Source organism: Microbulbifer sp. SH-1 (genome assembly GCF_011326135.1).
Lineage (GTDB): Bacteria > Pseudomonadota > Gammaproteobacteria > Pseudomonadales > Cellvibrionaceae > Microbulbifer > Microbulbifer harenosus.
The window spans coordinates 3,357,536-3,376,725 of sequence record NZ_CP046948.1 but is presented as its reverse complement, the minus strand read 5'-3'; the positions used below and the strand labels follow the sequence as shown (position 1 = coordinate 3,376,725).

The window sequence follows — 19,190 nt, the reverse complement described above, 5'->3', positions numbered from 1 at the left end:
CGGCCGCGCGTTTTCGCTGGAATTACTTACCGATGCAAAAGCTGCCAAAGATTTTGCCCAACAGCTCATCCGCGGTCATAGCCCCGGTGATTTCCCCCAGCGCCTGCTGGGCCTGTCGCAGGTCTTCGGCCAGCAGTTCGCCGGCACCACTCGCGCGCAGCTGTGCTTCCCCCTGCACGATGAAAGCGCGCGCGCGCGCCAGAGCGTCCAGATGGCGGCGGCGCGCGCTGAACGTCCCTTCATTACCGGCGCGATACCCCATGCATTGCTTCAGGTGCTGCTGCAATGCCTCGATACCCGCGGACGTCTTGGCGCTGATGGCCACCACGGGCACCCCGTCACTGTGCGCCTGCAGCCCCGGCGTGTATTCGGTGAGGTCGATCTTGTTGGCCACCAGGGTGAGCTTTTCCGGGTCCGGCAGCTGGCGGGTGAACTCCGGCCAGGCGGCGTCCGGGTCCAGGCTGTGCAGTTCTGCCGCATCCACCACCAGCAGCACCCGATCTGCTCTGCGGATTTCCTCCCAGGCGCGCTGCATGCCGATCTGCTCTACCTGATCCGGCGATTCGCGCAGACCCGCGGTGTCGGCAATGTGCAACGGCATACCGTCAATATGGATGTGCTCCCGCAGTACATCGCGAGTGGTGCCGGCGATGTCGGTGACGATCGCGGTGTCCTTGCCGGCCAGCGCATTCAGCAGGCTGGACTTGCCCGCGTTCGGCTTGCCGGCAATTGCCACCTGCATCCCCTCGCGCATGATGGTTCCCTGGCGCGCCTGCGCCTCAACCGCGTCCAGTTGTGCCAGCAGCGCCTCGATATCTGCGGCAACCCGGCCATCGGCAAGAAAGTCGATTTCTTCTTCCGGAAAATCAATCGACGCTTCGACATAGATACGCAAATGCGTTAGTTTTTCGGCTAAATCTTCGATTTTTTGGGAGAAAACCCCTTGCAGCGAGCGCAGCGCATTCTGCGCCGCCTGAGCGCTCCCGGCGTCGATCAGGTCCGCGATGGCTTCCGCCTGCGCCAGATCCAGCTTGTCGTTGAGAAAAGCCCGCTCGGAAAACTCCCCCGGTCGCGCCTGGCGTGCCCCCATTTTCAGCAGCGCCGACAGCAGGGTATCCAGAATTACCGGACCACCGTGCCCCTGCAGCTCTACCACGTCTTCGCCGGTAAACGAGTTCGGACCGGGAAAAAACAGCGCCAACCCCTGATCCAGCAACTGCTCGTCGTGAGTGAAATCGCAGTAGTGGGCAAAGCGCGGTTTGAACGTCTTGCCGGCCAGCCGCTCACCGATTTCCCGCGCCCTCGGACCGGATAGCCGAATCACGCCAATCCCTCCGCGGCCGGGTGGGGTGGCGACGGCGGCAATGGTGTCTTTGTTGAGACTTTGCTGGGACATGTTCTGAGTTTATCCAATTGTCAGATGGACGAAGGGCCGCGATGTGCGGCCCTGAATGATGCGAAGTTCTAAAGGTTGATGCGAAGGCGAAGTGGCGGGTGCACGGTTTTGAAAGCGTCGCAAACAGGAATGTTTGCGACGCAGCGTACACGGATGTATTCACAGCGGTTTCAAAACCGTGCACCCGGTTCTTTGCCGCCCGGCACCGGGTTCAACCCCCCTTACTTGCCCGCCGCCTCAACCTGCCGGTTGATAAACCAGGTCTGGGCGATCGAGATCAGGTTGTTCGCAATCCAGTACAGCACCAGGCCGGCCGGGAACCACAGGAAGAAGAACGTCATCATCACCGGCATCAGCTGCATGATTCGCGCCTGGGTCGGATCGGTGGGTTGCGGGCTCAGTTTCTGCATCAACCACATGGTCGCCCCCATAACCACCGGCAGGATAAAGTAGGGGTCCTTCACCGACAGGTCGTGGATCCACAGAATCCAGGGTGCGTGGCGCAGCTCAACCGTTTCCATCAGCATCCAGTACAGGCCGATAAACACCGGCATCTGCAGCAGGATGGGCAGACAGCCACCGACCGGATTGATCTTCTCCCGGCGGTACAGCTTCATGGTCTCTTCCGCCAGCTTCTGGCGGTTGTCCTTGTACTGCTCCTGCAGCTTCTTCATTTGCGGCGCGAACTTGCGCATACGCGCCATAGAGCGCAGGCCAGCCGCAGACAGCGGGAACAGCAGCGCCTTAATGAACACCGTGAGCAGGATGATAGACCAGCCCCAGTTCTCCACAATGTGTTCGTGGATCCAGTTCAGCACCCGGAACATCGGTTTCGCCAGCCACCACAGCCAGCCATAGTCCACCGTCAGATCCAGGTAGGGGGAGATTTTCTCCAGGGTAAACACATCTTTCGGCCCCACATAGAATGAGGCTTCAATCGCCCCTTGCTGGCCGGGCTCAATACGCAGCTGCGGGCTGGTGAACCCCAAGCTGTAAAGGCCGTTGCCGATGGGGCGAAGGTTGAAGGTGTTGCGCTCTTCCTGATTCGGAATCCAGGCACTCAGGAAGTAGTGCTGCACCATGGCTACCCAGCCGCCCTGAATGCTTTCAGTGGTGGGATTCTTGGCGATGTCTTCAAAGTCCTGTTTGAAATAATTTTCTTCGCTGGTGTGCAGCGCCGCGCCCAGGAAGGGGGATACACCGATACCCACATCCACCGGTGGTTCCAGGCTGTCGCGGATGATTTCGCCACAGATACCGGCCAGTAGCGGCTTGTTGCGGCCGTTGTCCACCAGGTAGGACACGTTGATCAGGTAGTTTCCGCGGGTGAAGGTAAAGCGCTTGGTAAAGCCGATACCGCCCTGGGTTTGCTTCAGATCCACGGTCAGGGTGTCTTTACCTTCCTGCAGAGCGTACTCATTAGCGTCGCTTTCAAACAGCGGGCGACCCGCAGAGCAGTTGCCCTGGCCGCCTACCAGGCCGCTTTTGGAAATGTACGTGTGGCTGCGGGTCTGGTTCAACAGGATCAGCGGACGGTCCGGTGTGTTGATTTTCTCGTAGTACTTGCGCAGAGCAACCTTGACGATATCGCCCCCGTTGGGGTCAATCAGCAGGCTCAGGGTATCTGTGTTGACGGTAATCAGCTTCGGCTGTGCGCTGGCGCCCACTTCCGGGACTGCGCCTTCCTCCGGCAGCTCACCGCTGTCACCGGCTGGTTGGCCCGGCAGCGGGGCGGCGTCTCCGGCCTGGTGGTGCACCACCGTTTTCTGATCGAGAGCAGGGGTGTGCTGCTCTTTGAAAGCGTTCCACTGGTAAACGAGTGCCAGGAGGACTGCGGCGATGCCGCCGACCAGAGTATAGCGTTGCCAATCCATTATTTCGTTAGCCTTGTTGCGACGGTGTTTGTTGTACCGCCGAAGTTTCTGAGGGTGGTGCCGCCGGAGGGACGTGATCCAGGCCGCCGGGATGCCAGGGGTGGCATTTTATAAGGCGGCGCAGGGTTAAATAACCCCCTTTGCCGAATCCGTGGGTTTCAAATGCCTTTTCCGCATAGTGCGAGCAGGTGGGGTAGAAACGGCACTGGTTGCCGACCCATGGACTGGCGACGAGCCGATAGAGATGGATCAGGCGGATTGCCAGCCAGGTCACGAGCTGCTCCCCGAATCCGGGACGGGCTTCTGCGCCGGGGCTGGAGTGCCGGCATCCTGTTTCGCCGGGCGCTTGCGCCCCTTGCCGCGCGGTGCGCGAGATGGCCGCGCTTGAGTGCCCTGGTCCGGCTGCGGATTGCGCGCGCGCTGATCCAGCTTGCGCCACAGTTTGTTGAAGATCTTTGCCAGGGCGTCCTTGTCCAGCTCGCCGGCACCGGCGCGCGCCAGTACCACCGCATCCAGGGGAAACAGCTGGTGCTGCTGCAGGCGAAAAGTCTCGCGGGCTATGCGCTTGATGCGATTGCGGTCGGTGGCGTTGCGGACGTGTTTTTTGGCAATGACGAGACCCAGCCGCGGGTGGCCGAGATCGTTGGGACGGGCGAGGATCAGGAACTGGGGTTGCGCCGCACGGACAGGTGCGGAATCAAAAACGGCGCGATACTGCGCCGCATTGAGCAGCCGCAGCGGCTTGGCAAACGCGAAGTCGCTGCGTGGGCACTGCATGATGATTCAGATGCGATCTGTAAGGTTGCTCGCGAAGCGGCAAACTCAGGCGCACAGAACCTTGCGGCCTTTGGCGCGGCGACGGGCCAGTACCTTGCGACCATTCTTGGTGGCCATACGGGCACGGAAACCGTGAGTGCGTTTGCGCTTCAGATTGCTGGGCTGAAATGTACGTTTCATGTTGTTACTACCTGGAGTTATGTCCGGGAGTCTGGTCCTGGAGGTTTTAAAATCTGGGCCGCTTACGGCTGTTTCTGTGCGGCTGCTATAGCCCCTCGTCGCGGCGTGGCTTAGGGAATTGCTCGACATTTCCCGGGGCCAACTTCGAAGCGGGCTATGCGCTGCGAAGGCGGCGGATTGTATAGAAAGAAGCCAGCCAAAGCAATGCACAGGATGTATTCCATTGGGGAAAATCCGCGCATGCACACACGTGTCGGGAATAGACACATCGGGGCGCGTCCTTCCTTATATATGGTTGCGGTAATTGCGCGGATCTGTTGCGAATGCAGCGCTCTGTTGCGCAAGCCATTGTATTGCTTCGGGTATTCTGGAGAGTGCACCGCTTGACCCCAAGATATTCACAATCACCTGTGGATAAATTTTTCGGTATGTGTTGTCTTATCGTTCAATTTGTGTTCAAGCTATTGATATTGCTGGGCTTTCTCCACTCTGTTGCCGTGGGTTTTTCGGATTATTTGTGGATAACCCGGGGGGCAACCGATATACTGTCGCCCTTCTTTTGAGGTGTTGCCCGCCGGCTTTCGTGGGCTGGTTCTGCGGCCGCAGGTGGGTTCCCCGAGGGCAAGCCTGGTTTCAGGCTGCAGGTTATTTCGGGCGCAGTCGCATCTCGATCCATATTTTGGGGGGTTTCTTGTCTGATTCCGTTTGGAGGCAGTGCGCTGCTTGTTTGCAGGATGAACTGCCGTCGCAGCAGTTCAGTACCTGGATTCGGCCACTGCGCGTCAGCGACGACAGTTCCGAGGGGGAGCTGCGCCTGGTGGCGCCCAACCGTTTTATCCTCAACTGGGTGAGTGACAAGTTTCTCGACCGCATCCGCGAACTGGCGCAGCAGTATTCCGGCCGTGCTCTTCAGGTAGAAGTGGTGTCGTTGGATCGTCGTACCTCGCGTTTCCGGCGCAGTTTTGCCGCGTCCGAGACTGTACCTGCACAACCGGCTTATACCTCCTCCCGCGGCGGCTATGCGGCTGCTGCGTCGGTCAATGGGGAGAGCGCCGTGCCCGCCTTTGGTGGTGGTGTGGAGCCCGGCGGCTATCGGGAACGCGACGGTGGCAGAGGTTTCTCCTCGGGTCATTTTCACGGCTCCAGGATGGATTCTGCGCCGTCTTCAATGTCCCCACGACGGGGCGCGCGTATGCCGGCGGAGGCACACAATAGTTTTGCCGCCGAAGAGGCGGGGGTTGAAGCATTGACCGCGGCGGAGAGGCTGCCGGCGGATCTTCACGGGGGTGGTGAACCCGTGGCTCCGGCGCCGCCCGCAGCGGGTGGACAGCGCAAGGTGGAAGTTGAAGGCGCCATTAAGCATGGCAGCTCGCTCAATCGCGGATTTACCTTCGCCTCGTTCGTGGAGGGTAAATCCAACCAGCTTGGTCTGGCGGCGGCCCAGCAGATCGCCGATAACCCCGGTGGCGCTTACAATCCACTGTTTATCTATGGCGGCGTGGGGCTCGGCAAGACGCACTTGATGCACGCCGTGGGCAACGCCCTGGTGGATCGCAATCCCAACGCCAAGGTGGTGTATCTGCACTCCGAGCGCTTTGTGGCGGATATGGTGAAGGCGCTGCAGCTGAACGCCATCAGCGACTTCAAGCGCTATTATCGCTCGGTGGACGCGCTGCTGATTGACGACATCCAGTTCTTTGCCGGCAAGGAGCGCTCCCAGGAGGAGTTTTTCCATACCTTCAACGCGCTGTTGGAGGGGGGGCAACAGATCATCCTTACCTGCGACCGCTATCCCAAGGAAATTGACGGACTAGAGGAGCGCCTCAAGTCGCGCTTTGGCTGGGGGCTCACGGTGGCCGTAGAGCCGCCGGAACTGGAGACCCGAGTGGCGATTCTGATGAAGAAGGCGGAGCAGGTTGGGGTGGATCTGCCCCACGATTCCGCGTTCTTTATTGCCCAGCGCATCCGCTCCAATGTGCGCGAACTCGAAGGCGCGCTGCGCCGGGTAATTGCCAACGCCCAGTTCACCGGTCGCGCCATCGACGATATTCTGGTGCGCGAAGCGTTGAAGGATCTGCTGGCACTGCAGGACCGCCTGGTGAGCATCGACAATATCCAGCGGGTGGTGGCGGAGTATTACAAGATCAAAGTGGCGGACCTGCTCTCCAAGCGCCGCAGCCGCTCCGTGGCGCGCCCGCGCCAGGTTGCGATGGCACTGGCCAAAGAGCTGACCAACCACAGCCTGCCGGAAATCGGTGATGCCTTTGGCGGGCGCGACCACACCACAGTGCTGCATGCCTGCAGGAAGATCCGCGAATTGCAGGAGTCGGACGGCGATATCCGCGAAGATGTGCGCCTGTTGACCCGGTCCCTGACCACCTGATTTGGGAAAACCAGAACAACGAAATTGAGATCAAGGCAATAAATATGAAATTCAGTGTAAGCCGTGATGCCCTGTTGAAACCGCTGCAGCTGGTGGCCGGTGTAGTAGAGAAGCGCCAGACCCTGCCGGTGCTGGCCAATGTGCTGCTGCAGCTGCAGGGCCAGGAACTGTCGCTCACCGGTACCGATCTGGAAGTCGAGATCGTTGGCCGGTTGCCGCTGGACGAGCCGGCAGAAATGGAAGGCGAAGTCACGGTACCCGCGCGCAAGCTGTTGGATATCTGTCGCTCCCTGCCGGACGGCGCCGAACTGAAGTTCGAGCGCGACGGCGAGCGCCTGGTGCTGCGCAGTGGCCGCAGCCGCTTCCAGCTGTCCACGCTGCCGGCGAGCGATTTCCCCAATCAGGACGAGACCTCCGCGCAGAGCCGCTTCAGCATCTCCCAGCGCGAAATCCGCCGCCTGATCGAGGCCACCAGCTTCGCCATGGCCCAGCAGGACGTGCGCTACTACCTGAACGGCCTGTTGCTGGAGTGCCGTCCGCAGCAGCTGCGCGCAGTGGCCACCGACGGCCACCGCTTGGCACTTTGCGACCGCGATGCCCCGGGCCTGAATGTGGAGGCACCGATTCAGGCTATCGTGCCGCGCAAGGGCGTCCTGGAGCTGGCACGTCTGCTGGAAGATACCGATGCCAGCGCTGAGGTGGTGCTCGGCAACAATCATATCCGCGTACACAGTGGGCCCTTTACCTTTACTTCCAAGCTGGTGGACGGCAAGTTCCCGGATTATGAGCGGGTGCTGCCGCGCAGTACCGGCAACGAGGTATTTGCTGACCGCATGGCGCTGCGCCAGGCGTTCCAGCGCGCGGCAATTCTTTCCAACGAAAAGTACCGCGGCGTGCGTCTGCAGTTGTCCGACGGGCTGCTGCAGATTGTGGCGAACAACCCCGAGCAGGAGGAGGCGGAGGAGCAGCTGATGGTGGACTACCACGGCAGCCCGCTGGAGATTGGTTTTAATGTGGGTTATTTGCTGGATGTGACTGGTGCGATCCACAGTGAGCAGATCCGTATCGGTCTCGGCGACGCCAACAGCAGCGCGCTGTTGCAGCAGCCGGAAGAGGGCGATTCCCTGTATGTGATCATGCCCATGCGTCTCTGATTTCCGGATCGTTATGACGGGTACAGTGAATTGATGGACCCCCGTACATTCGCCCACTTCCGCGAAACCGCCAGTTCACAGAGCTGGCGGTTTTTTCGTATCGGCTGTGGGGTGTTTTCTGGTGGTGGAGGTTTTCCGTGTCGAACCTGAACCGCCTGGTATTGAGCAATTTCCGGAATATTGCTTCCGCGGATCTGCCGTTGGCACCGGCGGTAAACCTGTTCTGCGGTGGCAACGGCAGTGGGAAAACCTCCCTGTTGGAGGCGGTGCACATGCTTGCCAGCGGCCGCTCCTTTCGCTCCCGCCAAAGTCAGTCGGTCATCCGCTACGAGCAAGAGTCCCTGGCGGTATTCGGTCGTCTGGCCAATGGAGTGTCGCTGGGTGTCGAGAAGCGGCGCGATGGACAGGGGCGCATCCGCATCAATCAGGCACCCGCTGAGAGCAGCTCGCAGCTGGCGGCGTGCCTGCCTCTGCAGGTGATCAATAGCGAAAGTTTCTCTGCGCTGGATGGTGGTCCCGGTGTTCGCCGGCAGTTGCTGGATTGGACAGTGTTCCACGTGGAACATTCTTTTGCTAACCACTGGAAGGTGTATCAATCGGCGCTGAAGCAGCGCAATGCACTGCTCCGACGTGGTAAAATCGACGCAAATTTACTCGCACCCTGGGATCAACAACTGGTTCGTAGTGGTGAGGTTGTGGATACACTCAGACGCAGTGTGTTTACTCAGTTGCGCGTACTTTTTCACGAGCGCTTGCGAGATCTCCCACAAGACGTGTTTGCCCCACTGGAGCTTCACTATCGCAGTGGATGGAAGAAGGGCACCAGCCTGCGGGAGTCTTTGGTGGAGTCGCTGGAAGGGGATCTGGGGCAGGGTTTCACTCGGGTTGGGCCGCATCGGGCGGACCTCCGTTTCACTCTCCACGGCCAGCCTGCGCACGCGGTGTTGTCACGCGGGCAACAAAAAATGGCGGTTTGCGCACTGAGAACCGCGATGGCGGCGACGGTGTCTGCGCGCGAGAAGCCGGTATTTCTGGTGGATGATCTGCCGTCGGAGCTGGATGAGGACAACCAACGGCTGTTCGCACGCTGGGTAGGCGACTGCGCCAGCCAGGTCCTGGTTACCGGAATTGAAGGGAGCGTGACCGCACGCCCATGGCAGTCTCTACCTCCACCCTGGTGTGAACCGAGAATGTTCCACGTGGAACATGGCCGGGTGACTGCAGCTGCGCTGGGTGCGGATTGATGACATATTTCTTTGGTCGGGAAACTGGGTACCGAAGACGACCGACCCGGGCATGTGCAGGGCGGATGAATACATGGACAAACGTTTGAAAATGATAGGCCAGGCCAGTGTGCCGGCGTTAATGGAGCAACAGAATGTCGCAAGAGAATAACTACGATTCCAGTAGCATCAAGGTACTCAAAGGCCTGGATGCGGTGCGCAAGCGCCCGGGAATGTATATCGGCGATACCGACGACGGCACCGGCCTTCACCACATGGTTTTCGAAGTCGTCGACAACTCGATTGACGAGGCGCTGGCCGGTCACTGCGACGAAATTCGCGTGATTATTCACCCCGACGAGTCTGTGAGCGTGTCCGATAACGGCCGCGGCATTCCCACGGAAATTCACGCGGAGGAGGGCATCTCCGCGGCCGAGGTGATCATGACCGTGCTTCACGCCGGCGGTAAGTTCGATGACAACACCTACAAGGTATCCGGCGGTCTGCACGGTGTGGGCGTGTCCGTGGTGAACGCGCTGTCCGAGGAACTGAAGTTGACCATCCGCCGCGGTGGCAAAATCCACGAGCAAATCTACCGCCACGGCGTGCCGGATGAACCCCTGAAAGTGATCGGGGACACCGAGGGCACCGGCACCACCGTGCACTTCAAACCGTCTCCGGCCACCTTCAGTAACATCGAGTTTCACTTCGAGCAACTGGCCAAACGCCTGCGGGAGCTCTCGTTCCTTAACTCCGGTGTGCGCATCGTGCTGAAGGATGAGCGCAGCGGCAAAGAAGAGGTCTACGAGTACGAGGGTGGCCTGCGCGCCTTCGTCGAGTTCCTGAATCAGAACAAGACGCCGATCAACAAGGTGCTGCACTTCCAGAACCAACGCGAAGATGGCATCGCAGTAGAGGTGGCGCTGCAGTGGAACGACTCCTTTCAGGAGAACATCTACTGCTATACCAACAATATTCCCCAGCGCGATGGTGGCACCCATCTCGCGGGCTTCCGCGCGGCGCTCACCCGCGGTCTCAATACCTATATCGAGAAGGAAGGGGTGGGCAAAAAAGACAAAGTGGCCACCACCGGTGACGACGCGCGCGAGGGGCTTACCGCAATCATCTCCGTGAAGGTACCGGACCCGAAATTCTCCTCCCAGACCAAGGACAAGCTGGTCTCCTCCGAGGTGAAACCGGCGGTGGAACAGGAGATGGGGCAGTCGTTCAGCGATTACCTGCTGGAGAACCCGCAGGACGCCAAGGCAGTAGTGGGCAAAATGATCGACGCAGCGCGGGCGCGCGAAGCGGCGCGCAAGGCGCGCGAAATGACCCGCCGCAAGGGCGCACTGGATATCGCCGGCCTGCCCGGCAAGCTGGCGGACTGTCAGCAGAAGGATCCGGCGCTGTCTGAACTATATCTGGTGGAGGGTGACTCCGCCGGCGGCTCCGCCAAACAGGGGCGCGACCGCCGCACCCAGGCAATCCTGCCACTGAAGGGCAAGATCCTGAACGTGGAAAAGGCGCGTTTCGACAAGATGCTGTCCAGTGCAGAGGTAGGCACGCTGATCACCGCACTCGGCTGTGGCATCGGCAAGAGCGAGTTCAACCCGGACAAGCTGCGCTACCACTCCATCATCATCATGACCGACGCCGACGTGGACGGTGCGCATATCCGCACCCTGCTGCTTACCTTCTTCTTCCGCCAAATGCCGGAACTGATCGAGCGCGGGCACATCTACATCGCCCAGCCACCGCTGTACAAGATCGGCAAAGGCAAGCAGGAACAATACCTGAAAGACGAGGCGGCGCTGACCCAGTTCCTCACCAACGCCGCGCTGGAAAGCGCTACCCTGTTCGTCAATCCAGAGGCGCCTGGTCTTTCCGGCACCGCACTGGAGTCTCTGGTGAAGGAATACCGCGCGGTAATGGCTACCATCGAGCGCCTGTCGCGCCTGTATCCGCAGGAAGTACTGAAGAGCATGGTGTACCTGCCGAGTCTCAAGGCGGATGCACTGCAATCCCGCGAAGCCATTGAGCAGTGGACAGTACAGCTGCAGGAGCTTCTGGAGCAGCAGGGCGAGGGCGGTGGCCGCCGCCACCAGGTATCGGTGTTGCAGGACAGCGAGCGCAATCTCTACCTGCCTACGGTGGATGTGGTTGCCCACGGCGTCAGCAGTCGCTACACCGTCAGTCACGATTTCTTTGATTCTGCGGAATACCGCGCCATCTGCCAGCTGGGCGAGAAGCTCCAGGGGCTGTTGGAAGAGGGGGCTTATATCCAGCGCGGCGACAAGCAGCAGCCGGTAACCAGTTTCCCGGATGCCCTGACATGGCTGATGAATGAGAGCCGTCGCGGTTACAGTATCCAGCGCTACAAAGGGCTGGGCGAGATGAATCCGGAGCAACTGTGGGAAACCACCATGAACCCGGAAACCCGTCGCATGCTACAGGTGACGGTGGAAGACGCCATTGCCGCCGACCAGATCTTCACCACCCTGATGGGCGACCAGGTGGAGCCGCGCCGGGAATTCATCGAGAGCAACGCGCTGGCGGTGGAAAACCTCGACGTGTAAAACCGCGAACTTCCCCGTGCAGAAAAGCCCGCTGGGCCGTAAGGCCGCGCGGGCTTTTTTGTGGCGGTCGAATACCCGCGGGGCGGACAATTCCGGAGGCAACCGCCGCCCAGGCGTCAGGCTGCGACCCGGCAGCTCATCCAGATCTCATCCTGATTGGCACTTTGATTGAAATGCCGCGCCGTTTCCACGAAGCCATGCTGCTGCAGGAAATAGCGACCGCGCAGATTTTCCTCCAGTACCTTCGCCTCCAGCTGCGGCCGCCCAAACTTGGCCTGGGCCATCAGCTCGCTGCCAACACCGTGCCGCTGCTTGGTCGGAGACACGAATATGGTCTCGACCAGCATGTTATCGGTGATTGTAACCAGGCCGTCGGCCAAATCCTTCCCCGTGCGGGCATAGACCCAGTGGCTGATGTCTGAGGGGTCACCGTGCAGCAACCGGTGACGACACTGCGCCGCCAATCGCCGCCGCAACTGACGTGCCGGTGCGGACCAAAAGCTGATGGGCAGACTGGGGTGCGCGCAGCAGGCCAGATGCAGCCAAAGCTGCGAAAGGCGTTCGACATCGGATTCCTGTAGCGGTCTCAGCATAAGTACTCCGAAAGCAGATACTTCGAATTATTTGCGGATACCGAATCCTAGTTTGCCGGCCAGTGGCTCCCAAACGGCACTCACCCGCAGACTTCGCTATCCGGCACGAAATCGGAGGTTATGGCGAGGATGGCGCAACCCATGTGACTATCCAAGGCCTCAATTAGCAGGAATAACAGCAACGCAATAGGAGCAGAGTTGATGACCGGCAATCACCAAGCGGTACAACCCGTGAGAAACACACAGGCTTGCCTACATCCGAACACCGGAGTCATGGAGGCGCTGCGCGCCAGTCCGGCCCGCGGTGAGGTAGTGATGCTGAACCTGCTGAGATTCCGCGCTCATGCCGATTATGCACATACGCCGTCATTAGCCCCGGGGGAGCCTATCAGCGGCCAGGCCGCCTACCGAAAGTACATGGCGCGCACCGGAGCAATCGTGGCCCGCCGTGGTGGTGAGGTGGTGTTTCTGGGAGAGGGAGGTGCATTCCTGATCGGCCCGGAACAGGAGCAGTGGGATCTGGCGACGTTGGTGCGGTACCCCTCGCGGGAGGCGTTTCTCGCCTTTATTGAGGATGGCGAATACCAGGCGGTGTTGGGACACCGAACCGCTGCGCTCGCGGATTCCCGTCTGCTGCCGATGAATCCGCGAGCGCTGAAGTAACAGGGCCCCAAATCAGTAATTACTGCCCGCCGCGAGGTGCACAAAGTGCGCCTTGAGATAGCGGGTTTCCGGGATCGCCGGGTGCACCGGGTGGTCGGCGCCCTGGCCGCCGCTGCCGATGATGCTGATATTTTTGTCGAGATGCCGGCCGGCGCCGCGCAGAATCTCCAGCAGCGTGTCGGACTCCAGGTGCATGGAACAGGAAGCGCTCACCAGCAGTCCGTTCTTTTCCAGCAGGCGCAGCGCCAGCTCATTGATGTGCCGGTAGGCGGCCTCGCCGGACTTCTGGTCTTTGCGACGCTTGATGAACGCGGGTGGGTCGAGCACGATGGCGTCAAAGCGTTGGCCCTCGTTGATCAGCTGTTTCATCGCGTCGATGGCCTTGCCCTGTATGGTGACCAGATCGTCCCTGCGGTTGTTCAGGGCCGCATTCTCCTCGCACCAGTCCAGTGCCTGGCCGGAAGCGTCCACACAGGTTACTTGCGCTGCGCCGTGAGCGAGCGCTTGCACACCCCAGCCGCCGGCGTAGGAGAAGAGGTCGAGCACATTCAGTCCCTTTACCCATTGGTTCAGGCGCGCGCGGTTGTCGCGGTGGTCGTAGAACCAGCCGGTTTTCTGGCCCTGGTACACCGGCGCCAGCAGCGCGACGCCGTTCTCCTCAAAGGGCACCAGTTGCGGCACTTCGCCGTGGGCCACCTCGCACACTTCCGGCAGCTCTTCTACCTTGCGGCCCTGGTGGTCGTTGCGCAGCAGGATGCCCTTGGGTTTCACCAGGGAGACCAGTGCGTCGACGATGTCGCCGAGCAGCTTTTCCATCCCCCAGCTGCTGACCTGCACGACTAGGTAGTCGCCAAAACGGTCCACTACAAGGCCGGGCAGACCGTCGGAATCGCCGTACACCATGCGGTAGCTGGGATGGGGGAAGTAGCGTTCGCGCAGCGCCAGCGCGCTTTCCAGACGGCGCTGCAACTGTTTGCTGTTGAACGGGTCCCTGCGCGACACCAGGCGGCCGCAGATCAGCTGGTTGGGGTTAACCAGCGCATATCCCAGACTCTTGCCGTTGCTGTCGAGAATTTCACACTGCTCGCCGGGCTCCAGCCCCTTCAACGGGCTGCGCTTGGTGTCCACCTCGTTGCTGTAGATCCACAGGTGGCCCATCTTGAGACGGCGTTCGGCGCGGGGATTGAGTATCAGTTGTTGCACGGCAGGGCTCCGGTGATTGAGGCGGGGCGCCATTGTTGTTATCCGGCCGGGGGAACACAAGCACCAATTGCGCGAAGGCCGGGTGTATGCTGCCCGAGTCATAACACAGGCGACGGTAACCATAGCATCGCGCTATGCAAGGCGACCGCGGCCCGTTAGAATTGCCCGCTTTTTAATCAATGGTGACGGCCGCCCGCGGGCGCCGGCAGAGGACACTCATGAGCAGTGCAGACAATTCAGTGACTGGTGCGACCGTGGTGGAACCGGGCAAATCCGGTTCGGGCAAGGTGGGATTTGTCTCCCTCGGTTGCCCCAAGGCGACCGTTGACTCCGAGCGCATCCTCACCCAGCTGCGCATGGAGGGCTACGAAGTCGTTCCTTCCTACGAAGATGCCGACGTGGTGGTGGTGAACACCTGCGGTTTTATCGACAGCGCAAAGCAGGAATCTCTCGACGCCATCGGCGAGGCCCTGCACGAAAACGGCAAGGTGATCGTTACCGGCTGCATGGGCGTGGAAGAAGATACCATCCGCCAGGCGCACCCGAGTGTGTTGTCGGTCACCGGTCCGCAGCAGTACGAGCAGGTGGTCAACGCGGTGCACGAAGTGGTTCCGCCCAAGGCCGACCACGACCCGTTCGTCGACCTGGTACCGCCGCAGGGTATCAAGCTGACCCCGCGTCACTACGCGTACCTGAAAATTTCCGAGGGCTGCAATCACTCCTGCTCCTTCTGCATCATCCCCAGCATGCGCGGCAAGCTGGTGAGCCGCCCGGTGGGCGAGGTACTGGGCGAGGCGGAGAGACTGGTCAACGCCGGTGTGCAGGAACTGCTGGTGATCTCCCAGGACACCAGTGCCTACGGCGTGGACCTGAAATACAAGCTGGATTTCTGGGATGGCCGCCCGGTGAAGACCCGTATGCTGGAGCTGTGCGAGGCGCTGTCGTCCATGGGCGTGTGGGTGCGCCTGCACTATGTGTACCCGTATCCCAATGTGGATGACGTGATCCCGCTGATGGCGGAGGGCAAACTGCTGCCGTACCTGGACATCCCGTTCCAGCACGCCAGCCCTAAAGTGCTGAAGGCGATGAAGCGCCCCGCATTTGAGGACAAGACCCTGGCGCGCATCAAAAAGTGGCGCGAGATCTGCCCGGAGCTCACCATCCGCTCCACCTTTATTGTCGGCTTCCCCGGTGAGACCGAAGAGGATTTCCAGTACCTGCTGGACTGGCTCTCCGAGGCCCAGTTAGACCGCGTCGGCTGCTTCAAATACTCCGCCGTGGACGGTGCGCCGGCCAACGAACTGGAAGGCGCCGTACCGGAAGACGTGAAGCAGGAGCGCTGGGAGCGTTTTATGGCGCACCAGCAGCAGATCAGTGCCGCGCGCCTGCAGCAGAAAATCGGCCGCAAGATCGAGGTGTTGATCGATGAAGTGGACGAGGAGGGGGCTATCGGCCGCTCCTGGGCCGACGCCCCGGAGATCGACGGCATGGTGTACCTGAATGGCGAAACCAACCTCGCCCCGGGTGACAAGGTGTGGGCGGAAGTGACCCACGCGGACGAGTACGATCTGTGGGCGGAACTGCTGTAAGCCCCGTTACCACCGTTAACTTCTGCTGAAAAACAAAAAGCCCGGGAACCTTGCGGCTCCCGGGCTTATTTGTGAGCGAGTGCTCGCTTACTGGGTGTCGATCATTACCTCGGTGGTGGCGAGGACCGTGTCCCCATCGGTATGGGTGACAATACCCAGCGCGCGGGATCCGCTGCTGAGACCTTGCCATTCCAGGTTCAGATTGCCGGCGTAACCGACATCTACGCTAGCCGGACCCTCCAGCAGGGTATTACCCGCATCGTCCGCCAGGCTGAAGTTAAACAGTGTGAACGGCGTTGGACCGGGCGCACTGGCGTAATCGACCACGAACACTGCATACAGTCCAGCTGCTGGGTTGTGCAGATCGACCTTTTCCGCGGAGGTGGGTGTGCCACTACTACCCACCAGTGGCCAGCCCGCAGCCTCCGGCCCGAGCACTTGAAGGTCGAGATCGTCGGAACCGTCCCCGGCACCAGTATCCGCGTCAAACAGAGCAAAACGGCTGAAACTTGTGCCCTCGGGGATTTCCACAAATATCAGGTCGTCGAGGCCATCTTCCACTGTGCTCGGGAAGGGTGTTCCTTGCGCGAGACCGAGGATACTTGCAGCGTAGGCACCCTCATAACCGAACACCAGCGGGATCTGCAGACTGCCGTCCGTGCCGTTGCCAGCCACAGCAGCGGGTGCGGAAATGGGTACCGGGCGCACCGCGATCGGGCTGCGCACATGGCGCAGACCCTGGGACCAGCTGATGGAACCGAAAGCCCATTCACCGAGCGCCGCATTGGCCGTGGCGGTAAACGTCACGTCAAAACTCGCCGCTTCCCCCTCCTTCAAGCGCAGAAGCCGCGGAGAAACCTCCACGCGCACACCCGGGGGTGCATCGACTTCCGCCCAGTACCACTGAGTACCCTTGGCCACACTGGTGACCCGGCGGGTGACGGTCTGGCTGCCCACGAGTTCGGCGATACCGATGGAGGGCAGGTTGAGGTCGGAGGAATCGGTGGAGAAGCCATTTTCCTCGAGGTAAGTACAGTCTGCCGGGTCCATCAGCTGCGGCTGGTTCTCCGCGCCGCACAGGAAGGCAAAGTAATCCAGCAGCCCGGCGTCGTACACCAGTCCCGGGAAGAAGGCGTTGGCGGGCTGTACCATACCGGCGCCAATGTCGAACGGGTCGGCGGCCTCATCGCCAAAGGACTTTTTCAGGTTCTGGCGCGCCGAGGTCATCAGCGCGGAGCGCGCCATCGCCGGTGTCCACTCCGGGTGCGCCTGCTTCAACAGGGCGAATACGCCGGCGATGTGCGGGCTGGCCATGGACGTACCACTCAGCGCGCCGTAAATCTCACCACCGGACAACACCGGAGAGATGCCCGCGACAATGCCCACACCGGGGGCGGCGATATCCGGCTTGATGATGTCTGGTGCGCCGCCGTTGGCGCCGCGGGAAGAGAAACCGGCGATGCGGTTATCGCGCGACACCTGGATTTCCGGGCTCAGCGTACCGGCGGTACCGCTCGCGTTTGCCAGCGCCAACCCGTCCGGGTGGCGGATCATTACCCCGGGGATGGTGGTATCCGGCGCCGACATGGTGATGGGATCGACGCGATCCGGCGCGGTGCCGTCATTGAACACCACAATGGCGCGCGCACCGGCGGCCGCGGCTTCGTTGTACTTGATCGAGAAGGCGCAGACCCCGCGCACCACCAGCGCAATCTTGCCGTTAAGCGCGTCGGCATTGGTCAGCGGGGAACAGGCGTCCAGTGGCTCCGCGTTGACGATGTCGGCGGAGATGGCGCCGGTATCCGCCAGTTGCACCGGACCGGAACCCTGCAGGCCCTCGAAGATTCCGGCGAGATCCGACGGCGCGCTCACTTCCAAGCCGGTGCCGAAACTCTCGTTGTCTTCCGCCGCGCCCACGGAAGTGACCCAGGGCACACCCGACGGCGTGCCGATGGTGCCGTTACCGGGGCCGGAGTTGCCCGCGGACACAGCAACAAACACACCGGCGTCGGCGGCAAACAGGAAGGCGATATCATCCGGACCGTTGAACTGGGTGCTGGCGCCGCCCACGGAGAAGTTGATTACATCCACACCGTCGGCCACGGCCTGGTCGATGGCCGCCATGGAGTCGGACGAGAAACAGCCGCTGTCGTCAGGGTTGGGTGCATCCCAGCAGACCTTGTATACCGCCACCCGCGCGCGCGGCGCGACACCGCTGAGGGTGCCGGTGGCCTCGCCATTCATAACGCCTTCCACACCGAAGTTGCCCGCCGCGGTGGTGGCGGTGTGGGTGCCGTGGCCGTCGGCATCCCGCGCCGACAGAAACTCGTAGTCCGCCAGTTCGTTGGCGGCGAGGAAGCCGGCGGAAAACGCCTGCGCCTTCAAGAGCTTGTTGTTGCAGTCAAACGGCATATCCGCGGGATTGAATGCGCTGTTGCCAAATTCACAGCCGCTTCCGGTGAAGTGTTCCGGTGCGGGTCCGTACAGAATCGGCCGGCCCAGGTGGCCGCGCTTCGGCGTGCGGGTGTCCTCGAGGCTGGGGTGCTCAGGGTGGATACCGGAATCGATCACGCCAATCACGACATCCTCGCCGGTGGCACCGAGCAACCAGGGTCCGGGGAGGTGATCGAGACCGAGATAGCGATAGGTGGAATTGGTTTGCGGCTTCAGCAGCCGGTCCTCCCATACGCCCAGCACGTCCTTGCGGTTGCGCAGCGCCTGCGCCTGTTTGGCGGTCATCTGCGCGGCGAAGCCGTTAAATGCGACTTGGTATTCGTGTACCTTGCGTGCACCGGGAATCGCCTGCAGCGCCTCGCTGCGTTGCTTCGCCAGGTGTGCGGCGTAGTTGCGGATATTGTTGTCGTTGAAATCCAGCCGGCGCGACTTGCCGGCCGTGGACATCTGCGGTTTGGTGGCTGCCAGCCCGGCAATGCCGCCCTCGTAGGCGATCAGCGGCTTGTCGGCGAGTTGAACAACGTAGGTTTTGCGTTTGCCCTCTGCCGGTGCCGGCAGATCGGTGCGCTCATCGGCGACACTGGTTGTGGATAACAACAGGCCGGCGAGTAGCCCCCCGAACAATTTCGGTGCGGAAAACAATTTCATTGAATATGCCCCGTAAAAATAAAAAAACCTGCAGCCATACCGCTTTTGGCGGCTGGGTACAGGCCGTTCCGATGGATAACGGAAAAGATCTCCGATGGAACTGTGGCGCTGGCGCGCCGAATAAACGGAGCGGTGGTGGTGCCTGAGAGTGTCTGCGTCTTTCCCATACTGCGGCTTCGCCCGACACCTCCGGTAATACATCCCGTCATTCTGGTCGTTCCATCAACCTCTGATCCGGTGCACCGCGCGACTTGTTATTTTCCGTTCCGTGGAATTCGCGCGGCGTAGCATCCCTCTCATCGGTTTCTACGGAAACCAATAGCGGGCGGCAATAGGGTGGCGCAATAAGGGTTTTAAAGGTGAAAAAAGTGAAAGTGCTTCACAAAACTGTCGCAATTCACTTTGTCATTACGTCGTGAAAATTATCTTCTGGGAGTGGAAGGCGGGAACGGAAACAAGAAAAAACCTCGGCCGCGG

The 19,190-nt window shown here is 60.9% G+C and carries 14 protein-coding genes; 6 read left to right on the top strand and 8 right to left on the bottom strand.

The window, feature by feature from the left end; genetic code table 11:
• Positions 1–22: 22 nt before the first annotated feature.
• From mnmE to rpmH, 5 genes are all read right to left on the bottom strand, one after another.
• Entirely contained in the window at positions 23–1,396 is a 1,374-nt protein-coding gene (mnmE, locus tag GNX18_RS13840) for a tRNA uridine-5-carboxymethylaminomethyl(34) synthesis GTPase MnmE (RefSeq protein WP_166218833.1), read from the bottom strand.
• A 221-nt stretch (positions 1,397–1,617) separates the two neighbouring features.
• Positions 1,618–3,270, bottom strand: a complete 1,653-nt coding sequence (gene yidC / locus GNX18_RS13835) for a membrane protein insertase YidC (RefSeq protein ID WP_138236719.1) — start codon at positions 3,268–3,270, stop codon at positions 1,618–1,620.
• Between the two features lie 7 nt (positions 3,271–3,277).
• Positions 3,278–3,544: a membrane protein insertion efficiency factor YidD gene (gene yidD / locus GNX18_RS13830; RefSeq protein WP_138236718.1), complete on the bottom strand. Its 267-nt coding sequence runs from the start codon at positions 3,542–3,544 to the stop codon at positions 3,278–3,280.
• A complete protein-coding gene (rnpA, locus tag GNX18_RS13825; RefSeq protein ID WP_138236717.1) occupies positions 3,541–4,047 on the bottom strand; it encodes a ribonuclease P protein component in 507 nt (168 codons plus the stop codon). Before rnpA ends, yidD begins: the two co-directional genes overlap by 4 nt.
• A gap of 45 nt (positions 4,048–4,092) precedes the next feature.
• Complete coding sequence (rpmH, locus tag GNX18_RS13820; RefSeq protein WP_105102590.1) at positions 4,093–4,227, bottom strand: 50S ribosomal protein L34; 135 nt, start codon at positions 4,225–4,227, stop codon at positions 4,093–4,095.
• Positions 4,228–4,918: 691 nt separating this feature from the next.
• On the opposite strand from rpmH, the gene dnaA reads away from it, so the two are divergent.
• The 4 genes from dnaA to gyrB all read left to right on the top strand — a co-directional run bounded on the left by dnaA (position 4,919) and on the right by gyrB (position 11,563).
• On the top strand, positions 4,919–6,610 hold the full coding sequence (gene dnaA, locus GNX18_RS13815; protein WP_166218831.1) for a chromosomal replication initiator protein DnaA: 1,692 nt from the start codon (positions 4,919–4,921) through the stop codon (positions 6,608–6,610).
• Positions 6,611–6,654: 44 nt separating this feature from the next.
• A complete protein-coding gene (gene dnaN, locus GNX18_RS13810) occupies positions 6,655–7,764 on the top strand; it encodes a DNA polymerase III subunit beta (RefSeq protein ID WP_138236715.1) in 1,110 nt (369 codons plus the stop codon).
• A 137-nt stretch (positions 7,765–7,901) separates the two neighbouring features.
• Positions 7,902–9,008: a DNA replication/repair protein RecF gene (gene recF / locus GNX18_RS13805; protein ID WP_240914014.1), complete on the top strand. Its 1,107-nt coding sequence runs from the start codon at positions 7,902–7,904 to the stop codon at positions 9,006–9,008.
• A gap of 134 nt (positions 9,009–9,142) precedes the next feature.
• Positions 9,143–11,563, top strand: coding sequence for a DNA topoisomerase (ATP-hydrolyzing) subunit B (gyrB, locus tag GNX18_RS13800; RefSeq protein ID WP_166218829.1), 2,421 nt, complete (start codon positions 9,143–9,145; stop codon positions 11,561–11,563).
• A 116-nt stretch (positions 11,564–11,679) separates the two neighbouring features.
• On the opposite strand, the gene GNX18_RS13795 is transcribed toward gyrB, so the two are convergent.
• Positions 11,680–12,156 (bottom strand): GNAT family N-acetyltransferase, encoded by a 477-nt coding sequence (locus GNX18_RS13795; protein WP_166218827.1) that lies wholly within the window; start codon positions 12,154–12,156, stop codon positions 11,680–11,682.
• 231 nt (positions 12,157–12,387) lie between these two features.
• On the opposite strand from GNX18_RS13795, the gene GNX18_RS13790 reads away from it, so the two are divergent.
• Positions 12,388–12,819 (top strand): DUF1330 domain-containing protein, encoded by a 432-nt coding sequence (locus GNX18_RS13790; RefSeq protein ID WP_205827923.1) that lies wholly within the window; start codon positions 12,388–12,390, stop codon positions 12,817–12,819.
• A gap of 12 nt (positions 12,820–12,831) precedes the next feature.
• Here the strand turns inward: GNX18_RS13790 and GNX18_RS13785 are convergent, their stop codons facing one another.
• Positions 12,832–14,055, bottom strand: a complete 1,224-nt coding sequence (locus GNX18_RS13785) for a class I SAM-dependent rRNA methyltransferase (protein ID WP_166218825.1) — start codon at positions 14,053–14,055, stop codon at positions 12,832–12,834.
• A gap of 185 nt (positions 14,056–14,240) precedes the next feature.
• On the opposite strand from GNX18_RS13785, the gene rimO reads away from it, so the two are divergent.
• Positions 14,241–15,611 (top strand): 30S ribosomal protein S12 methylthiotransferase RimO, encoded by a 1,371-nt coding sequence (gene rimO / locus GNX18_RS13780; protein ID WP_138236711.1) that lies wholly within the window; start codon positions 14,241–14,243, stop codon positions 15,609–15,611.
• Positions 15,612–15,698: 87 nt separating this feature from the next.
• Here rimO and GNX18_RS13775 read toward each other — a convergent pair whose 3' ends face one another.
• On the bottom strand, positions 15,699–18,713 hold the full coding sequence (locus GNX18_RS13775) for a S8 family serine peptidase (protein ID WP_166218823.1): 3,015 nt from the start codon (positions 18,711–18,713) through the stop codon (positions 15,699–15,701).
• Positions 18,714–19,190: the final 477 nt, after the last annotated feature.

Coding starts and splice junctions, on each gene's coding strand:
- mnmE (WP_166218833.1), bottom strand. CDS start 1,396: ATGTCCCAGCAAAGTCTCAACAAAGACACCATTGCCGCCGTCGCCACC.
- yidC (WP_138236719.1), bottom strand. CDS start 3,270: ATGGATTGGCAACGCTATACTCTGGTCGGCGGCATCGCCGCAGTCCTC.
- rnpA (WP_138236717.1), bottom strand. CDS start 4,047: ATGCAGTGCCCACGCAGCGACTTCGCGTTTGCCAAGCCGCTGCGGCTG.
- rpmH (WP_105102590.1), bottom strand. CDS start 4,227: ATGAAACGTACATTTCAGCCCAGCAATCTGAAGCGCAAACGCACTCAC.
- dnaN (WP_138236715.1), top strand. CDS start 6,655: ATGAAATTCAGTGTAAGCCGTGATGCCCTGTTGAAACCGCTGCAGCTG.
- gyrB (WP_166218829.1), top strand. CDS start 9,143: ATGTCGCAAGAGAATAACTACGATTCCAGTAGCATCAAGGTACTCAAA.
- GNX18_RS13795 (WP_166218827.1), bottom strand. CDS start 12,156: ATGCTGAGACCGCTACAGGAATCCGATGTCGAACGCCTTTCGCAGCTT.
- GNX18_RS13785 (WP_166218825.1), bottom strand. CDS start 14,055: ATGGCGCCCCGCCTCAATCACCGGAGCCCTGCCGTGCAACAACTGATA.
- rimO (WP_138236711.1), top strand. CDS start 14,241: ATGAGCAGTGCAGACAATTCAGTGACTGGTGCGACCGTGGTGGAACCG.
- GNX18_RS13775 (WP_166218823.1), bottom strand. CDS start 18,713: ATGAAATTGTTTTCCGCACCGAAATTGTTCGGGGGGCTACTCGCCGGC.